Below are 15,013 nucleotides of genomic sequence, written 5' to 3' on the forward strand. Positions count from 1 at the left end.
GGCCATGAGGTCAGCTTTATTAACAAGCTGGCCTAGCCTGCCAAGGCTAACATGTCCGCCACTCCATGTAAAATCAGCTAAATTGTTGGCTATTGTGTGTTACACATACTTCTTGACGGTACCCATGAGTCTCCTAATTCACGGATTGCGCGTCGATAAACGTAACTTATCGACGCGGTAAACTCCTTTTTCACGGATTGTGCGTCATTAAACGTAACTTATCGACGCGGTAAACTCCTTTTTCACGGATTGCGCGTCATTAAACGTAACTTATCGACGCGGTAAACTCCTTTTTCAGGGATCGCGCGTCGATAAACGTAACTTATCGACGCGGGAGACTCCTTTTTCACGGATTGCGCGTCGATAAACGTAACTTATCGACGCGGGAGACTCCTTTTTCAGGGATCGCGCGTCATTAAACGTAAGTTATGCCGCGTTTGAGCGAAGTTTGCGGCGTTTGATTACTATCAAGATCTTCCATACCGATATTACCATCTTTCATTTTTCACGTGGGCGGTTCTTTCTGTTTAAACGATTTAAATCGCGCCGAATGGGTTTTGACAATTTAACGGGAGTGTTGCGGGGAACTTGTTATGCGGCGATTAAGCTTGATATGCGGTGTTTTAAGAAAGTATGCTGAGTTAGAATGAATTTTGCCGCGTTTGGAGGAGTTATGCCGTGTTTTAAGGGAGTATGCGGCGTTAGGAGGAATTTTGCCGCGTTTCGTGTAGGTATGCGGCGTTTGAAGGAGTTTTGCCGCGTTTAAGCTTGATGTGCTGGATTTGATAAATGAAGCTTTTGCATTTGAAAGTACGCTGTCACCTGTTGAGATACATATGTTTTGTAAGCGATTCGTTCAAAGGGTAAAATGGCTATATGGATTGTTATAGAAAGCAGGTTTTGTGATGAAAAAGGCCATTATTCTTTTGATGTCTGTACAATTTTTTGTTTACCTTGGATTTGGTATTATCATTCCAGTTCTTCCTGAAGTCATTGTGCAACAGAATTTATCCGAAGTGCATGTCGGAGGTTTGTTGACGATATATGCTTTAGCTTCGTTTTTTACTGCTCCGCTATGGGGTTCTTTGTCAGACAGGACGGGTCGGAAGAAGTTAATTATGATTGGGCTGACTGGATTTAGTTTAAGCTTTTTCCTGTTTGCTCTTTTCATTGAAAATCTGCCATTGCTTTATGTTTCACGTATTGTTGGAGGGATTTTCTCAGGTGCACTCTATACAGCAGTAACTGGGTTCGTCGGTGATATGACGACGGAAGAAAATCGAAATAAGTATATGGGCTTTCTTGGTATGTCTATCGGTCTTGGCTTCATATTCGGACCGGCTCTTGGCGGTATTTTAGGAGACATCAGTTTACAAACACCGTTCATCGCATCAGGAATTTTAACCTTGCTCATTCTTATTTACGCGGGCATTATTTTGAAAGAACCGGAGCGACAAGGTGAAGCGACGAAACGTGCTTTATTACCAAAAGGGAGTGCAATGTTTTGGAAGTATCGGATCCGGAACTTATTTCTCCTATCGTTCATGGTGACATTCATTCTATCAGGCATTGAATCGACGTTCCAACTGTTCCAGATTTCAAAAATTGAAATTACACCGATTCAAATCGGGTATTTATTCATGGCAAGCGGATTAGTGGATGCGGCCATACAAGGCGGGGTTGTACGCCGCGTAAAAGACGGCTCGGAAACGAAGTGGATTATCGGTGCGCAAATTATTTCTGCCATCGGATTAGTATTGATTCCGTTTACGACAAATCTTTTTTGGGCCGGCTTTGCACTTAGCGTGTTTACAGCTGGGAATGCGTTAACTCGGACGATCCTTGTTTCACTCACTTCTAAGGAATCCGGAGGCAAGTACGGAACGGCTGCCGGTATGACGTATTCCATGGATAATATGGGACGAATTCTTGCACCTTTACTGTTCACGTTCCTCATTACAAAAATGGACGGTGCCATTTATTACGTCTCTGCCACACTTGCAATCTTGTCAATTGTACTTGTAATACTGTTTGCAAAATCGCATAAGACGTTACGAAGTGCGTGAAAAAAGCGAAGTTCTCACCTTCTTTAAGAGGTTGAACTTCGCTTTTTTAATGTTCATTTCACTTTCTCTGTAGATAAAAGCTCCAGCGCCTTCTTCATGTCGACATCCTCTTCCAAATGTTCAGGCGTCCACGGTATATAAACATGCGGCGTGATACCGACACCCGTCATTCCCTCACCTTTATCAATCCGCGATAACCTTGACGTCGGATACATGAGCTCAAATCCTTCTCCCCATTTAGCACTAACCAAATTGGAGTAATCGTTTACTCCGAGCGTTGGTCTGCCGATGACGGTTACTTTAGACGACATTTTTACGAGCTCGACAAATGAATCACCTGCACTCCCGCACATGACATCTGTTAAGACGATAACCTCTGATGGCTGTTTTGTACCTTTTACGTAAGCGTCTTTCGCTAATTCACTGAAGTCAAATTCGACAAAGCCCTTTCCTCTGTTACGGTCCCATTCTCTTTTAAAGATTTGCAATACGAAACGCGCCTGTTCGTCTTCCGTTTGGTTGATTGCTTCCTCAAGATCTGGTAAAACTCGTTGCGCACTTGCTTCTGTACAATACATAAGCATTTTATCTTCCGTATCAGCCAAGTTTAAACCTTCTTCTGGCAATAAATACGGTAGTAGCGAGTAATAACTGGAGTCACTACCGCCGTTATTGACGCGTACGTCCACGATCCACTTGTCGGTAGTACGCAGTAATGCTTCATGATCACCGACCAATTTGGCGATTGCATCTGGGTTCATGAAATCGGTCATCGTTAATAGAAGTGTGTCTTCTGCCACTTTTTCGATGGCGTATGTTGGGTCAGATTGTTTTTTATCAAACAGATCGAATGTAAAATTGAGAAGTTCGTCGCCAACATCAAGTTGCCCTTCTTCATATTGCATAAGAATCGGCATCCACTTCTCACGTTCAGTATGATTCTCATTTAATAAACGATGGTGTTTTTCCTTTAACTCCGGGATTGTATAGCCGCCAATTGTTGCAAAACTCATTCCAATTTGTAAACGTGTTTCCGCAACTACTTCCGTTACATACAACCGGTCTTTATAGCGTCTGACATTGAAACCCCGATTTTTCGGCACATCATGTGCGGCGTTATCCAGTAAGAAATACAAATGACGATCTTTAAAATCAAGTAAATACTCATCGACAATTTCCTTGAACGCTAGTTTAGATAGCTCCCCACCTGCTCGGATTTTATCCAGAAAGTAATCAGGTCGATCCCAACCTTTCTTATCTTTACAACCTGCATAGTCATTTTGCATAATGTGTACAATTTCATTAAAAATCTTTTCCACACCTACACCCCTTTTTACGATTTACTACACTGTTTCTACGTTTACTGTTTTTGTACGATTTAATTCTGGATGTGCTTCTCGTACGACAGATGGACGGGCCATTATGAGGACCACGACAATTAATACCGAACTCGATGCAAGGAGAATCCATTGTGCAGGTACGACGTCGTATAGGAAGCCGAACAGTACCATTCCGAGTGGCATGAGTGCCATCGCCATTGTTTCTAACAAAGAAAAGACGCGACCTTTGTAATCGTCATCAATCATTTTTTGCATCATAACAAACAACGGTGTGTTAACAAGAATGGATAGCAAGCCAAAACTAAGCATAAGACCTAAGTAAAAAGCGAACATACCGTTATAAGGAATATGGATAAGTAGCGGTACTGCCACTGCTCCCATGACAATTCCCATTGCAATTATCCCCCATTTACCAATCCATAAAGGATATTTAATCTCTTTTCTAATAGATAAGTTGATGGACATTAGCAACGTTCCAACTGCCGTTGCGCCTTCCGTATAACCAAAGTGTGTCGATATCATTTTTAGTTTTTCAATGAGTATGAAGGCATAGCCAACTTGAAATGCACCAAACAGAAAATTAATGACGAGCGAAATCCAAATAAGTCTCATCAATATTGGTTGCTTCCTCAAATAAGAAACGCCCGCTTTCATACTTTGAAGCATTGATTCTTTTGGCTCTCCATCTACAATTTCTTTCCTGTTCGCAAAAAGATTGAAGTTCATTGTCGACTCTAAAATGACTGCTGTTAGAGAAGCAACCATATACATTGTTAAAAACATAGGCATTGACACTACACCATATAAGTATCCGCCTAATGCAGGGGCTCCAATGGCAGCGAATGAAATAGACATTTGGTTCATGGACATAGCACGTTGGATACGCGCTTCATCGACGAGCCCCGTTATCGACGAAGTGAATGTGACACCGGAAAACGTCGAGGTCATCGCTAATACAACAGTTGTCGCATAGATGGCGATGAGTGACAACCCGTACGTCAGACTCACTGCCAGCAATCCCCCAATTGCTAACGTCGTCGCAATTTGAGCGCCGATGATGATTGTCTTTCTCGAATATTTATCTGCTACATATCCCGCAAATGGCGCTAATAGTGTCCGAGGTAAAATGCTACATATCAAATTTGTCGCGAAACTCGTTGCTGATCCCGTTACTTGTAAAATGTAAAAACTGATGGCAAATGCGTAGACTTGCGCTCCAAAAGAAGAAATCATCTTACTAATTGTGAATGTCCATAGATGATAGGTTGCTCTCTTTAACTTTATCGCTTCACTCAAAATAGTCATTCCTTTCAGTAAGTTTAATAAGATTAAACAAATAATAACACGCACACTCTTTCTTTTCAACTAAAAGTTTAATATAATTAAACATATACAGAAGTAGATACGTTTGATTCAACACAAATGATGTTAAAATGAGTCTCAATACATACTTTTGAGGAGGTGTTCCAATTGTCTACGTTAGGAGAGCGTATCCGAACAATACGCAAACAACAGAAAATAACATTAGAAGCGCTAGCTGGCGATCAGTTGACGAAAGGAATGCTCAGTTTAATTGAAAACAATAAAGCGAATCCTTCGATGGATAGCCTGACGTATATCGCTGAGCGGCTTGGAGTTGAAGTGGCTGAGCTGATGGAGGAAGTGAGTCTAAAGGAATTAAGGGAAGTTTTAAAAGTAGCAGAAAAACTATTTAGTGTGGAATTCGATGAGTTAACCGATGAGCATGAGCAGATTATTGTGCTAATCGAACCTTATATCGAGAAATTGTCACACGGCTATGAAGCTGCTCGACTGTTAGACATTTATAGCCGTTCCTTATACTACGAAAAGAAAGACGGTTGGCAGGAACTTTTAGACAAAGCTGGCGCAATTTATGATCAAATGAATATTACTCCTCGACTTGCAGCAGTCGGTATTTTCCGCGCTATGGTGAAATTCACTGCGCATGATTACGACAGGGCTCTTAAACTTTTATTGAGGGAGCGTTCCGATATTGAAAGTCGCAATGCATTTATTGATCCTCTAACACGGCTCGATTTTTATTATTTAGAGGCGGTTCTTCAATATGCAGTTGGAAATGCAGTTGAGGCCATTCAAGTCATGAACGAAGGAATCGAATTTTCGAAGGAAAAACAGATTTTCTATCGTACTGATCATTTGTACCGAATTGCTACTTTCCATGCCATGATGAATAATGATGCACAATCAATGGAGTATTATGAGCGAAAACTTTTACTTTACGGGGACTTCGCGGATGATCAGGATGCAATCTTTTTCACTAAATTTGCAAGTGTTCATTATTTAACCTCCTATAAGAAAGATTTTGAAGAGGCTTTAGCGATCATCAATGCTCATTTTGATAAGCAAGTTGTTCCCAATGCGTTTCTCCCTTATGCTCATTTGGAAAAAGGAAAGGCATTATACGGCATAAAGAAATACGAGGAAGCACTGAGCTGTTTTAAAGAAGTGAAAATTGCTGACTATGTACATCATCCATTCGATTTATCCATCTTCTATGAAAAAGATGCATATGCTGCACTTTGTTACCTATCGTTGGGAGACAAAAAGAAAGCAATAACAGCGATACGAAAAGCGGTGGCTAATGTCGATCCAATGCCTTATACACCTTACAAAAATTTTATTATGGAGACGTTTGTATTTATAAAAGAACGTTTAGATTAGAAAAGAGTTCGGCTTCGCTCGAACTCTTTTTATTTGATTAGATTATTAATTAAACTCTCTATAGAGAATAGTGTATTTGCATACGAGATACTCAGCAAAATAGCTAGAACCACATATATCGATGCTGTCAGTAGAATAACTTTCTTTAACTTTAATCTTCTAAAAGTGAGCGTTCCTATTAAACATGTTGCTGTAAATAGTAAACCTACATACCAGAGCGTTTTAAGGTAGATTATTTCGCTTTCTAAAAGAGCGATTTTCAGTTCATTGTTCGTAGACAATGCCACACGTTGTATGTCAGCACCTTTTCCAATTAACACTTCGCCACTCTGTTTATCAAACGAGTAGCCGCCTGGGTAAATCGATAAAAAGTGAGTGAGTAAGAAAAACAAAAGTAAGGCTAACAGTGTGACGATTAGGATCCACCACTCCTTTTTGTTACCCCTTTGAACTTTCACTACCGTTTCAATGATTATCATCCTCCCAGAAGAAAATATACATTTTCCACCATTATATTATACCTGCTCGTTTTTATCTAATATTTAAGAAAAATAAAAAATAAAAAAAACGACCGGCCGTAGTTGAACCGATCGTACGTATTGTAAACAATGAATTGTTGCTTTTGCGGCATCTGCCGTTAGGATGCTTCAATAGATTGGTGTTCAATGGAATCGTTATAAATGTCTCGGTTCAACTCTCCAGTTGCACGTGCAGTCGTCACGCCCGCCGTCATGGAGCCGCTGACATTCAAAGCAGTACGTCCCATATCAATCAACGGTTCTACCGATATTAACAGCCCCGCCAATGCAACCGGTAGATTCAGCGCAGACAAAACGAGAATTGCTGCAAACGTTGCTCCTCCACCAACACCCGCAACTCCAAATGAGCTGATGGCAACAATGGCAATGAGGGTAATTAAAAATGTAGGTTCTAATGGATTTTGCCCGACAGTTGGTGCAATCATGACAGCTAACATCGCTGGATAAACACCTGCACAACCATTTTGTCCGATTGATAAACCGAAAGAGCCTGCGAAGTTCGCAATGCCATCTGGCACACCGAGCCGATCTGTTTGTGTTTTAATGTTCAACGGCAATGTTCCAGCACTTGAGCGGGAAGTGAACGCAAACAAGAGCGCTTCCGCTGTTTTTTTCACATACGTAATCGGGTTTAGACCTGATAGCGTAATGATGATGAGATGAATGACAAACATAACGAGTAGTGCGACGTAGGAAGCAAGCACAAACTTCCCTAAGCTATAAATGGCTGCAAAATCGGATGTTGCTACAGTTTTTGCGATGATTGCCAAAATCCCATAAGGTGTTAAGCGCAATACGATTCGCACGACACCCATAATGAGGGAATAAAGCGCATCGATCCCCTTTTTCACGAGATTCGCATTTTCCTCATCCCGTCTTCTAAGTGCTAAATAAGCGAAACCAAGAAAAGCTGCAAAAATGACAACGCCAATCGTGGACGTTGGACGAGCGCCTGTAAAATCTAAGAACGGATTCGCCGGTAGTAGATCTAAGATTTGATCCGGCAATGCTTTATCTGCAACTGACGCAGAACGTTCTTCAATTGAAAGTCCACGTGCCGCTTCCGCTTCCCCTTGTACGATTTCGGATGCATCCAAACCAAAAAGCATGGAAGAAGCAATTCCGATAACGGCCGCAATTGCGGTTGTTCCTACTAAAATCCCTAAAATCAAACCGGCCATCTTCCCAAAGTTTTTGCCGATCGTCACTTTGGTGAATGCGCCAAGGATTGAAATGAATACTAAGGGAATAACAATCATTTGAAGAAATTTAATATAGCCAGTTCCTACTATACTGATCCAACTGACCGATTGAGCTAATATTTCTGATTCTGCACTATAAGCAACATGTAAAATCAATCCGAAGCCAATTCCGAGTCCTAAACCGGTAAATACTCGTTTTGAAAACGAAATCTTCTTTCGGTGCATAGAATAGAGCAAGCCGACTAAGAGTAAAAAGCCTAAAACGTTAATGACGACCAACAAATTATCCATTTTTGAATTCCTCTTTCCCTACTTTTATTTGTTAGAAAAACTATATACCCTTAATTCATATCAGTCAAGTAGGTTTTAAGCGGAAAAGGAGTATATTATTCTTTTTCGGGTACTTTTCTGTATACTAATAGAAAGAGTCATTTAAGGAGGACGTATATGGCAAGTTTAATCACCATCTCAATAACAATTATTTATATCTTAAATACCTTACTTGCAATTGCGCTTATTTTTTTGGAGCGTAGAGACCCGACAGCAACGTGGGCTTGGCTTCTTGTTTTATTTTTCGTCCCCTTGTTTGGTTTCTTCATCTACCTGCTATTTGGAAGAAGGTTACGAAATAAACACGCTTCGAGGTGGGAAGGGAAAAATCGCATCGGAATTGAAACGCTCATTGATTACCAAATGGACGCGATTGAGGATGAAACATTCGACTTCAAATTGGACGATACCGCGCATTATTATGACATGATCTACTTACATCTTCGGAATAACCACGCAGTGCTGACACAAGACAATGATGTCAAAATCTTTAATGATGGCGCCGCAAAATTTGATTCTTTATTAAACGATCTCGAAAATGCGAAAGACCACATCCATTTTCAATATTATATTTTGCGTTTGGATTCATTAGGTAAAAAAATCTTGGATGTACTGATTCGTAAAGCAAAACAAGGCGTCAAAGTGCGTGTCTTGTATGATGATATCGGATCACGCGGTTTACGTATTAAGCATTTGAAAGAATTAACGGATTGTGGCGGTGAAGTCGCTGCATTTTTCCCGGCAATTTTACCATTAATTAATCCCCGTCTAAACTATCGTAACCACCGGAAGATTGTTGTCATCGATGGACGGATTGGTTATGTGGGAGGATTTAACGTTGGGGATGAGTATTTAGGGTTAGATAAAAAATTCGGCTATTGGCGCGATACGCATTTGCGAATTGAAGGAAGTGCACTCCATCCGCTACAGACACGCTTTTTGATGGATTGGAATCAAGCGACAAATAGCGATGACATTGAATACGCAGAACGGTATTTCCCTGCTATTCCCACAAAAGGTTCTGTCGGCTTACAAATTGTTTCGAGTGGACCAGATGAGGAATGGGAACAGATTAAAGATGGCTATTTGAAAATGATTTTCTTAGCAAAAGACTACATTTACATTCAAACACCTTATTTTATTCCGGACGTTAGCTTTTTAGACGCCCTTCGCATTGCTTGTTTGTCAGGTATCGATGTGCGAATTATGATTCCAAATAAGCCTGATCATATGTTTGTGTACTGGGCGACGTATTCTAACGTCGGAAAGCTATTGAAAGCAGGTGCCAAAGTCTATATTTACGAGAACGGCTTCATTCATTCCAAACAAATTATCGTGGACGATGAGCTGTCAACGGTCGGAACAGCGAACATCGATGTCCGTAGTTTTAAGCTCAACTTTGAAATTAATGCTTTCATTTACGATCGAGAAAAATCCCATGAGCTCGCAGAATTATTTGAGCAAGATATGCAATTGTCAACCGAGTTGACGTATGAGATGTACATGAACCGGACGCGCGGTATTAAGATTAAAGAGTCTATTTCAAGATTGTTGTCACCAATTTTATGATGATTTTTGGCGATGCCGGTGCCCTTTGGTACTGCATCGTTTTTTTGGTGGAGCAGATTACGGTGTTTGGGGTACGGGATGTGGTGTGTTGGCCTGCTTTGTGCGCTGTACGGTCCGTTTAAGGCATGATGCCTCCATTAGGGCGTGTGGAGCAATGCTTTGGCGTGGATGTTCAACTTAGGGCCGCGTGGATCACCTATTGGTCGGGATACTCTACAGAGGGCATACGGGCGTTTGCAAGTACTACAGAAAAACCAATGACGCGATTGCCAAAAAGAAAAAGCATCCACTATTCCGGTGAACCGTTTCGTGGATGCATGATTTATTGAACGCCGAGGTATTCTTCGAGTGTAATGTTGCGTTTGAAAATCTCTTCTGATGCAGGTTTTCCGACGTAGCGGAAATGCCACGATTCGTGCATGTACCCTGTGATGGCTTCTTTGCCTTCCGGATAGCGGAGGATGAATCCGTAGCGATGGGCGTTTGCAGCTACCCATTTACCTGCTTCGGTGTCGCCAAACGAGGAGGACGCCCAGTGCTTTTCGTAGTTCACTTCACCGATGTCGAATGCGAGTCCTGTTTGGTGTTCGGAGTAACCCGGACGTGCGCTGTAGCGATCTGCTGCTTCAACGCCGTCTTTTTTGGCGTAGCGATCATAGAGTGATACTTGGTATTCGTATGAACGGTAGGTGCTGAAGGCCGTAATATTAAAACCTGATAGTTTTGCTTCTGCAGCCATTTCATCGAATGCATCTCGAGCTTCTGTGTTTTCACCTGGAGCAAACGTGCTTGGTAAGGGATATTGTTTGTTTGCTAGCAGTATTCCGTTAATGTACGTTGGCTCTTTTGGCAATTCCTGCCCTTCTATATAGCCACTTTTGTTTTTATTCACAGGTGGCTTGTTTGTCACTTGCGCTTTGTCTTCTTCTTTTGGAGCTGGTGTGACAGGCTTCTGCTGCTCTTTAGTAGGTGTTGTCGTTTCTGTATCCTTCTGGTCTTTAGTCTCAGTCTCATTTGTCACGTCATTTTCTTCGGGATCTTTCTCTTGTTCTTCTACTGCGTCTGGTGTTTCCAATGGCGTTTCTTGTGGTTCCACTTCAGTTCCAATGCCTACTTGTTTTAGCGTTTTCGTTACATCCCAGCCATTTAATCCGATCCACACGACAAGTGCTGTCATGACAATACTTGATGTGAGTAAGGTGATGGTAAGGGCTTTATTGGTTTTATTGTTGCTTTTCCGTTTCATTTTTTGTTGGCCTTCCTTCTACTTTGCGTATCACTTTTTGTTGCTGTTCTATGGAGAATGAGTAGCAGCCAGCAATCTATCTTTCTCTTTCAAGATGGTGTATGCTATCATTTATTTTCATAAGTGTTTGAATGATTGCGAGGTTAAGTAATGAATAATCAACGATGGCTATCCATCAGCTTTTTAGCTTTTTTCTTTACGTGGGGAGTTTTTGTGCCTTATTGGACAGGTTGGCTGACAAACGAAAAAGGAATGTCTGTCAAAGCTGCCAGCATCATTATGGGTGCTGGAATGGTTGCCCGAGCGTTTTCCACGTTTCTTATTTTTCCCTATTTAACAAGTCGTACATCGTATATACGCGTCATCAAATGGATGACGTTGCTGTCAGTAGTCATTGCTATTTTCTATATTCCTGAATCCACATTCACTACGTTACTCATCATCACGGTGTTGTTTAGCATCGTTTATCCTATTATTTTACCGGGTGTGGAAAGTGGTGCGTCTGTTTTGATGCAAAAAGAGCGTATCCATTACGGAAAAAGTCGTTCATTTGGATCGATCGGTTATACGATTGCTTTACTACTCGTTGGAGGCGCTACTGCTATTTGGAATGAACAAGCCATTCTCTATATGATGATCGCTGGTCTAGCAGCTGCTGGTATCTTCTTTATGCGACCTGCCCCAGCCGTTTTGAATGAACTTCCTGAAAAACTTGTCCATCCAGTTGAAAAAGCCGGCATTCGTTCTTTATTTGCAACAAAAGGTTTTCCGGTCATTATGCTATTAGCCATTCTCTTACAAGGAGCACATGCCTCTTATTACAATTATGGCTATCTTTTTCTAGACGACCTAGATGTTAACGGGTTTACAATCGGTGTCATTTTGAACATTGCCGTTTTGTTTGAAATTATTTTCTTCACGCAGGCAGATCGTTTTTTATCGAACATGCGCATTTCCACAATGTTTTTGCTTGCCGGAGTCGGCTCCACCGTCCGCTGGGTCATCATTTTCTTGTTTCCAACGGCAGCGATTTTTGTGTTATCCCAAGGGTTGCACGCCTTATCTTTCGGCATCGCCCATTATGCATTCATTCAATATATCTCTAAAAACTTACCACATTCAAAAATCGCTTCAGCTCAAGGGTTTTACGCAGCTTTCGCGATGAGTCTGAGTGCCGCAATTTTAACATTTCCAGCAGGCTATTTATATGATTTATCGCCAGGTGCCGCTTTTCTTGGTATGACGGTGTGCACAATTCCTGCGGTTGTCATTGTGCTCGTCACTCGAAAACGCTTGGCGTATTAAAAGGACGTTTTCCGGATTGTTCAGTTTCCGGAAAACGTTTTTTTATCAGATAAAGAAAATCAAAATGAATACGACGACGAATGCACATGCAAAAATCATTGATAAATAGCGCATCCATTTTGATTCTTTCTCAAATCCTTGTTCTTTAAAGGACCTTGCTCTAGATGCATTCGTTAGCGTGAACAGTGCCATCATTGTAAGGATCGCATAATCGAGTTGTCCTCGGATGACGAAATACAAGGTTAACAACGTAATGAGTACGATGCCTGTCATGAAGATTTTCTTTTGATTCATACTAAATTCCTCCAAAAAAGGCCGGAGATTGCTCTCCAGCCTCCATTATGACATTATCGCTTATTTCTTCTCCGGAATCGGTTCTGTGTTCTTGTAATAGAACTTGCGTCCGATATACGTTTGAAGGATTAGAAGGATCCCTCCGACAGCCCAGTACAACGGTAGTGCTGCCATGACAGAGAATGAGATGAACATAATCATGATTGGTGACATGTAAATGAACAGCTTCATCTGTTGCTTTTGCTGTTCAGGCATTGTCCAAAGGGAGACACGTGCTTGGACGAAATAGACAGCTCCTGCAACAAGCATCATGATTTTGTCTGGTTCACCGAGGTTAAACCAAAGGAATTGGTGCTCTTTTACTTCTGGCGGAGCATACAGAATTGCAAAATATAACCCCATGATGATCGGCATTTGAATGATTAGTGGGAGACAGCCCATGTTTAATGGATTCACACCGTGCTTAGAATATAAGCCCATCATTTCTTGTTGCAGCTTCATTTGCTCTTCTTTTTCGCCTTTCTCTTTTGCTTCTTTCAACCGCTTTTGGATGTCTTCCATTTCAGGACGTAGTGCATCCATTTTGATTTTCATATCTTGTTGCGACTTATAGTTTTTCAACATAAGTGGCATGAGCACTAGACGGATTGCAACGGTAATTAATACGATTGCCCAACCATAACCTCCGTTAAATGCCTCTCCAAGATAATGAAGGAGCCATTCCATCGGTTTGACGAAAATATTATAAAACGTACCTTCTTTGTTCTGTACACCAGAACAACCGCTCAAAAATAAAGTGGCGGTCATCAATATCGTAAATAAACCAAGTTTCTTCTTCAATAGATTCACCTTCACTATTTCAAACTACTGAAAAGTATACATCAATTCACTACCTAATTACAATTAATCTTCGTAAAAACCTTGATTTCATCACAAAAGTTATCGACAAGCACGTGACAGCGGTACGATACGGTTCATTCCATAATTGTTTTTGAACTGTTTTCGACGCACGATCATTGCATTATGAGGGCATGTCCGAACGATGACAGGGACGAAATAGGCCAAAATGTAGGCTGTATTCATTCAAGCATTTCAGATTTCTTCAAATGGCACTTTTGTATTCTCGCATAAAAAAACGCCCCGATTCAGAGGCGTCTTTGTCACTTATTATCATTTTCTTTTTGATTCATACCAGGAGCATCAGTTGAGTTTTCTTTCTTTTTGTAGAGACCGTCTTCTTTAGATTCCTTCGACTTGTCTTCCACTTCCTGGTTGTAGTAATGAACACTCGTTTGTGCACCTTCACTCACCATTTTGTTATCCTGTAAATCATAAGGGTCCGAGAATCCAGCTTTTGCTGCATCGTTTCTGTTTAATTTTTGTGAAGTTACGAACGAATCGACTTTTGTTTTCATATTGTTGACCGCAACCATCGCTTTGTCACGATTTTCTTTCTTACTGAAATACGCATACGCACCTGCTGCTAATGTAGCTAAAAGCAATCCATTTCCACGTTTACGTGCCATACCTATCAATCCTCCATTGATCTGATAAATCGTATTATACGGCTAGTATACCCTTTGCCGTCGTTTAGAAACTTCCTTTCAAATTTCATTGTTAAAGAGTGCAACTCATTTAATTTTATCAGATAATTTACTTTTTTATATTTCAATTCGATGACAAATATAGTTTCATGCCCTATTTTTTGTTATGATAGCAAAAAGGATAGCGGAGGTGACAGCGGCTTGATTAGACCTATGAATAGTAAAGACATTGGGTATATCCAACATATCGCTCATCACACTTGGAGTGATACATATGCCAACATCATTCCTCAAGACATTCAGACAGCTTATCTCAATCGCTCTTTTTCCAACGCAATGATGATGAAGCGTATGGAAAAAACACATATGTTAGTCGTTGAGTGCGAAGAGGGTATTCCTGTCGGCTTCCTTAACTTCACAAAGGAAGATGAAGACGGAGATGCCGAAGTCACTTCAATGTACATTCTTCCTTCTCATCAGCATTTAGGTTATGGCAAGATGTTGGTCGATTACGCCATTTCGATGTTAAGTAGTGCTAAGCAACTGTTTGTGTATGTGGATAGCAGAAATACGGGTGGACGAGCGTTTTATGAAAAACAAGGTTTTGAATTGCTTGATGTATTCGAGGAGAATTTTGAAGGCTGCCCTGTTGAAACAGCTCAATACGTCTATTATCTCCATCAACCCGTCATGGCTTAATGGCAAGATTGTATTGGAGACAACTTTATAAATGAATGATTCGCGGGAGCCTAGGATTTACTACTATGGCTTCTCGCGAATTTTTTCTTTTCTCCTCATCGTGTCGTGAAAAGCTGGTTAGCGACAGCGCGTGCAGCGGTTTATTTCATTAACGGGGCGTTAAAGGATACTTCATG

Annotated in this window: 13 protein-coding genes; 5 read left to right on the forward strand and 8 right to left on the reverse strand. The window is 41.0% G+C overall.

From position 1 onward, the window contains the following. The first annotated feature begins 905 nt into the window (after positions 1-905). Entirely contained in the window at positions 906-2,066 is a 1,161-nt protein-coding gene (locus QT711_RS13500) for an MFS transporter (RefSeq protein WP_317945064.1), read from the forward strand. A 53-nt stretch (positions 2,067-2,119) separates the two neighbouring features. Here QT711_RS13500 and QT711_RS13505 read toward each other — a convergent pair whose 3' ends face one another. Together QT711_RS13505 and QT711_RS13510 are read right to left on the reverse strand one after the other, a co-directional pair. Continuing rightward, positions 2,120-3,385, reverse strand: a complete 1,266-nt coding sequence (locus QT711_RS13505) for a S41 family peptidase (RefSeq protein WP_317945066.1) — start codon at positions 3,383-3,385, stop codon at positions 2,120-2,122. Positions 3,386-3,409: 24 nt separating this feature from the next. Then, a complete protein-coding gene (locus QT711_RS13510) occupies positions 3,410-4,702 on the reverse strand; it encodes an MFS transporter (RefSeq protein ID WP_317945067.1) in 1,293 nt (430 codons plus the stop codon). Between the two features lie 174 nt (positions 4,703-4,876). Between QT711_RS13510 and QT711_RS13515 the strand changes: the two genes are divergently transcribed. Next, positions 4,877-6,109 (forward strand): helix-turn-helix transcriptional regulator, encoded by a 1,233-nt coding sequence (locus tag QT711_RS13515; RefSeq protein ID WP_317945069.1) that lies wholly within the window; start codon positions 4,877-4,879, stop codon positions 6,107-6,109. A gap of 29 nt (positions 6,110-6,138) precedes the next feature. On the opposite strand, the gene QT711_RS13520 is transcribed toward QT711_RS13515, so the two are convergent. Together QT711_RS13520 and QT711_RS13525 are read right to left on the reverse strand one after the other, a co-directional pair. Next, positions 6,139-6,588, reverse strand: a complete 450-nt coding sequence (locus QT711_RS13520) for a hypothetical protein (protein WP_317945071.1) — start codon at positions 6,586-6,588, stop codon at positions 6,139-6,141. 158 nt (positions 6,589-6,746) lie between these two features. Then, positions 6,747-8,141, reverse strand: coding sequence for an L-cystine transporter (locus QT711_RS13525; RefSeq protein WP_317945072.1), 1,395 nt, complete (start codon positions 8,139-8,141; stop codon positions 6,747-6,749). A gap of 156 nt (positions 8,142-8,297) precedes the next feature. Here QT711_RS13525 and cls point away from each other — a divergent pair, with 156 nt between their 5' ends. Continuing rightward, positions 8,298-9,749 carry a cardiolipin synthase gene (gene cls / locus QT711_RS13530; protein ID WP_317945073.1) on the forward strand — a complete coding sequence of 484 codons (1,452 nt, stop codon included), beginning with the start codon at positions 8,298-8,300 and terminating at the stop codon, positions 9,747-9,749. A gap of 322 nt (positions 9,750-10,071) precedes the next feature. Here the strand turns inward: cls and QT711_RS13535 are convergent, their stop codons facing one another. After that, positions 10,072-10,995 carry a D-alanyl-D-alanine carboxypeptidase family protein gene (locus QT711_RS13535; protein ID WP_317945074.1) on the reverse strand — a complete coding sequence of 308 codons (924 nt, stop codon included), beginning with the start codon at positions 10,993-10,995 and terminating at the stop codon, positions 10,072-10,074. 150 nt (positions 10,996-11,145) lie between these two features. On the opposite strand from QT711_RS13535, the gene QT711_RS13540 reads away from it, so the two are divergent. After that, positions 11,146-12,300, forward strand: coding sequence for an MFS transporter (locus QT711_RS13540; protein WP_317945075.1), 1,155 nt, complete (start codon positions 11,146-11,148; stop codon positions 12,298-12,300). Positions 12,301-12,345: 45 nt separating this feature from the next. Here QT711_RS13540 and QT711_RS13545 read toward each other — a convergent pair whose 3' ends face one another. The 3 genes from QT711_RS13545 to QT711_RS13555 form a co-directional block, all read right to left on the reverse strand. Further along, positions 12,346-12,594, reverse strand: a complete 249-nt coding sequence (locus QT711_RS13545) for a hypothetical protein (protein WP_317945077.1) — start codon at positions 12,592-12,594, stop codon at positions 12,346-12,348. A 60-nt stretch (positions 12,595-12,654) separates the two neighbouring features. Beyond that, positions 12,655-13,434, reverse strand: a complete 780-nt coding sequence (yidC, locus tag QT711_RS13550; RefSeq protein WP_317945079.1) for a membrane protein insertase YidC — start codon at positions 13,432-13,434, stop codon at positions 12,655-12,657. Between the two features lie 320 nt (positions 13,435-13,754). Beyond that, a complete protein-coding gene (locus tag QT711_RS13555) occupies positions 13,755-14,120 on the reverse strand; it encodes a hypothetical protein (protein ID WP_317945081.1) in 366 nt (121 codons plus the stop codon). 231 nt (positions 14,121-14,351) lie between these two features. On the opposite strand from QT711_RS13555, the gene QT711_RS13560 reads away from it, so the two are divergent. After that, complete coding sequence (locus QT711_RS13560) at positions 14,352-14,837, forward strand: GNAT family N-acetyltransferase (protein ID WP_317945083.1); 486 nt, start codon at positions 14,352-14,354, stop codon at positions 14,835-14,837. The last annotated feature ends 176 nt before the right edge of the window (positions 14,838-15,013 follow it).

The sequence above is a fragment of the Sporosarcina saromensis genome, assembly GCF_033253735.1.
Lineage (GTDB): Bacteria > Bacillota > Bacilli > Bacillales_A > Planococcaceae > Sporosarcina > Sporosarcina saromensis.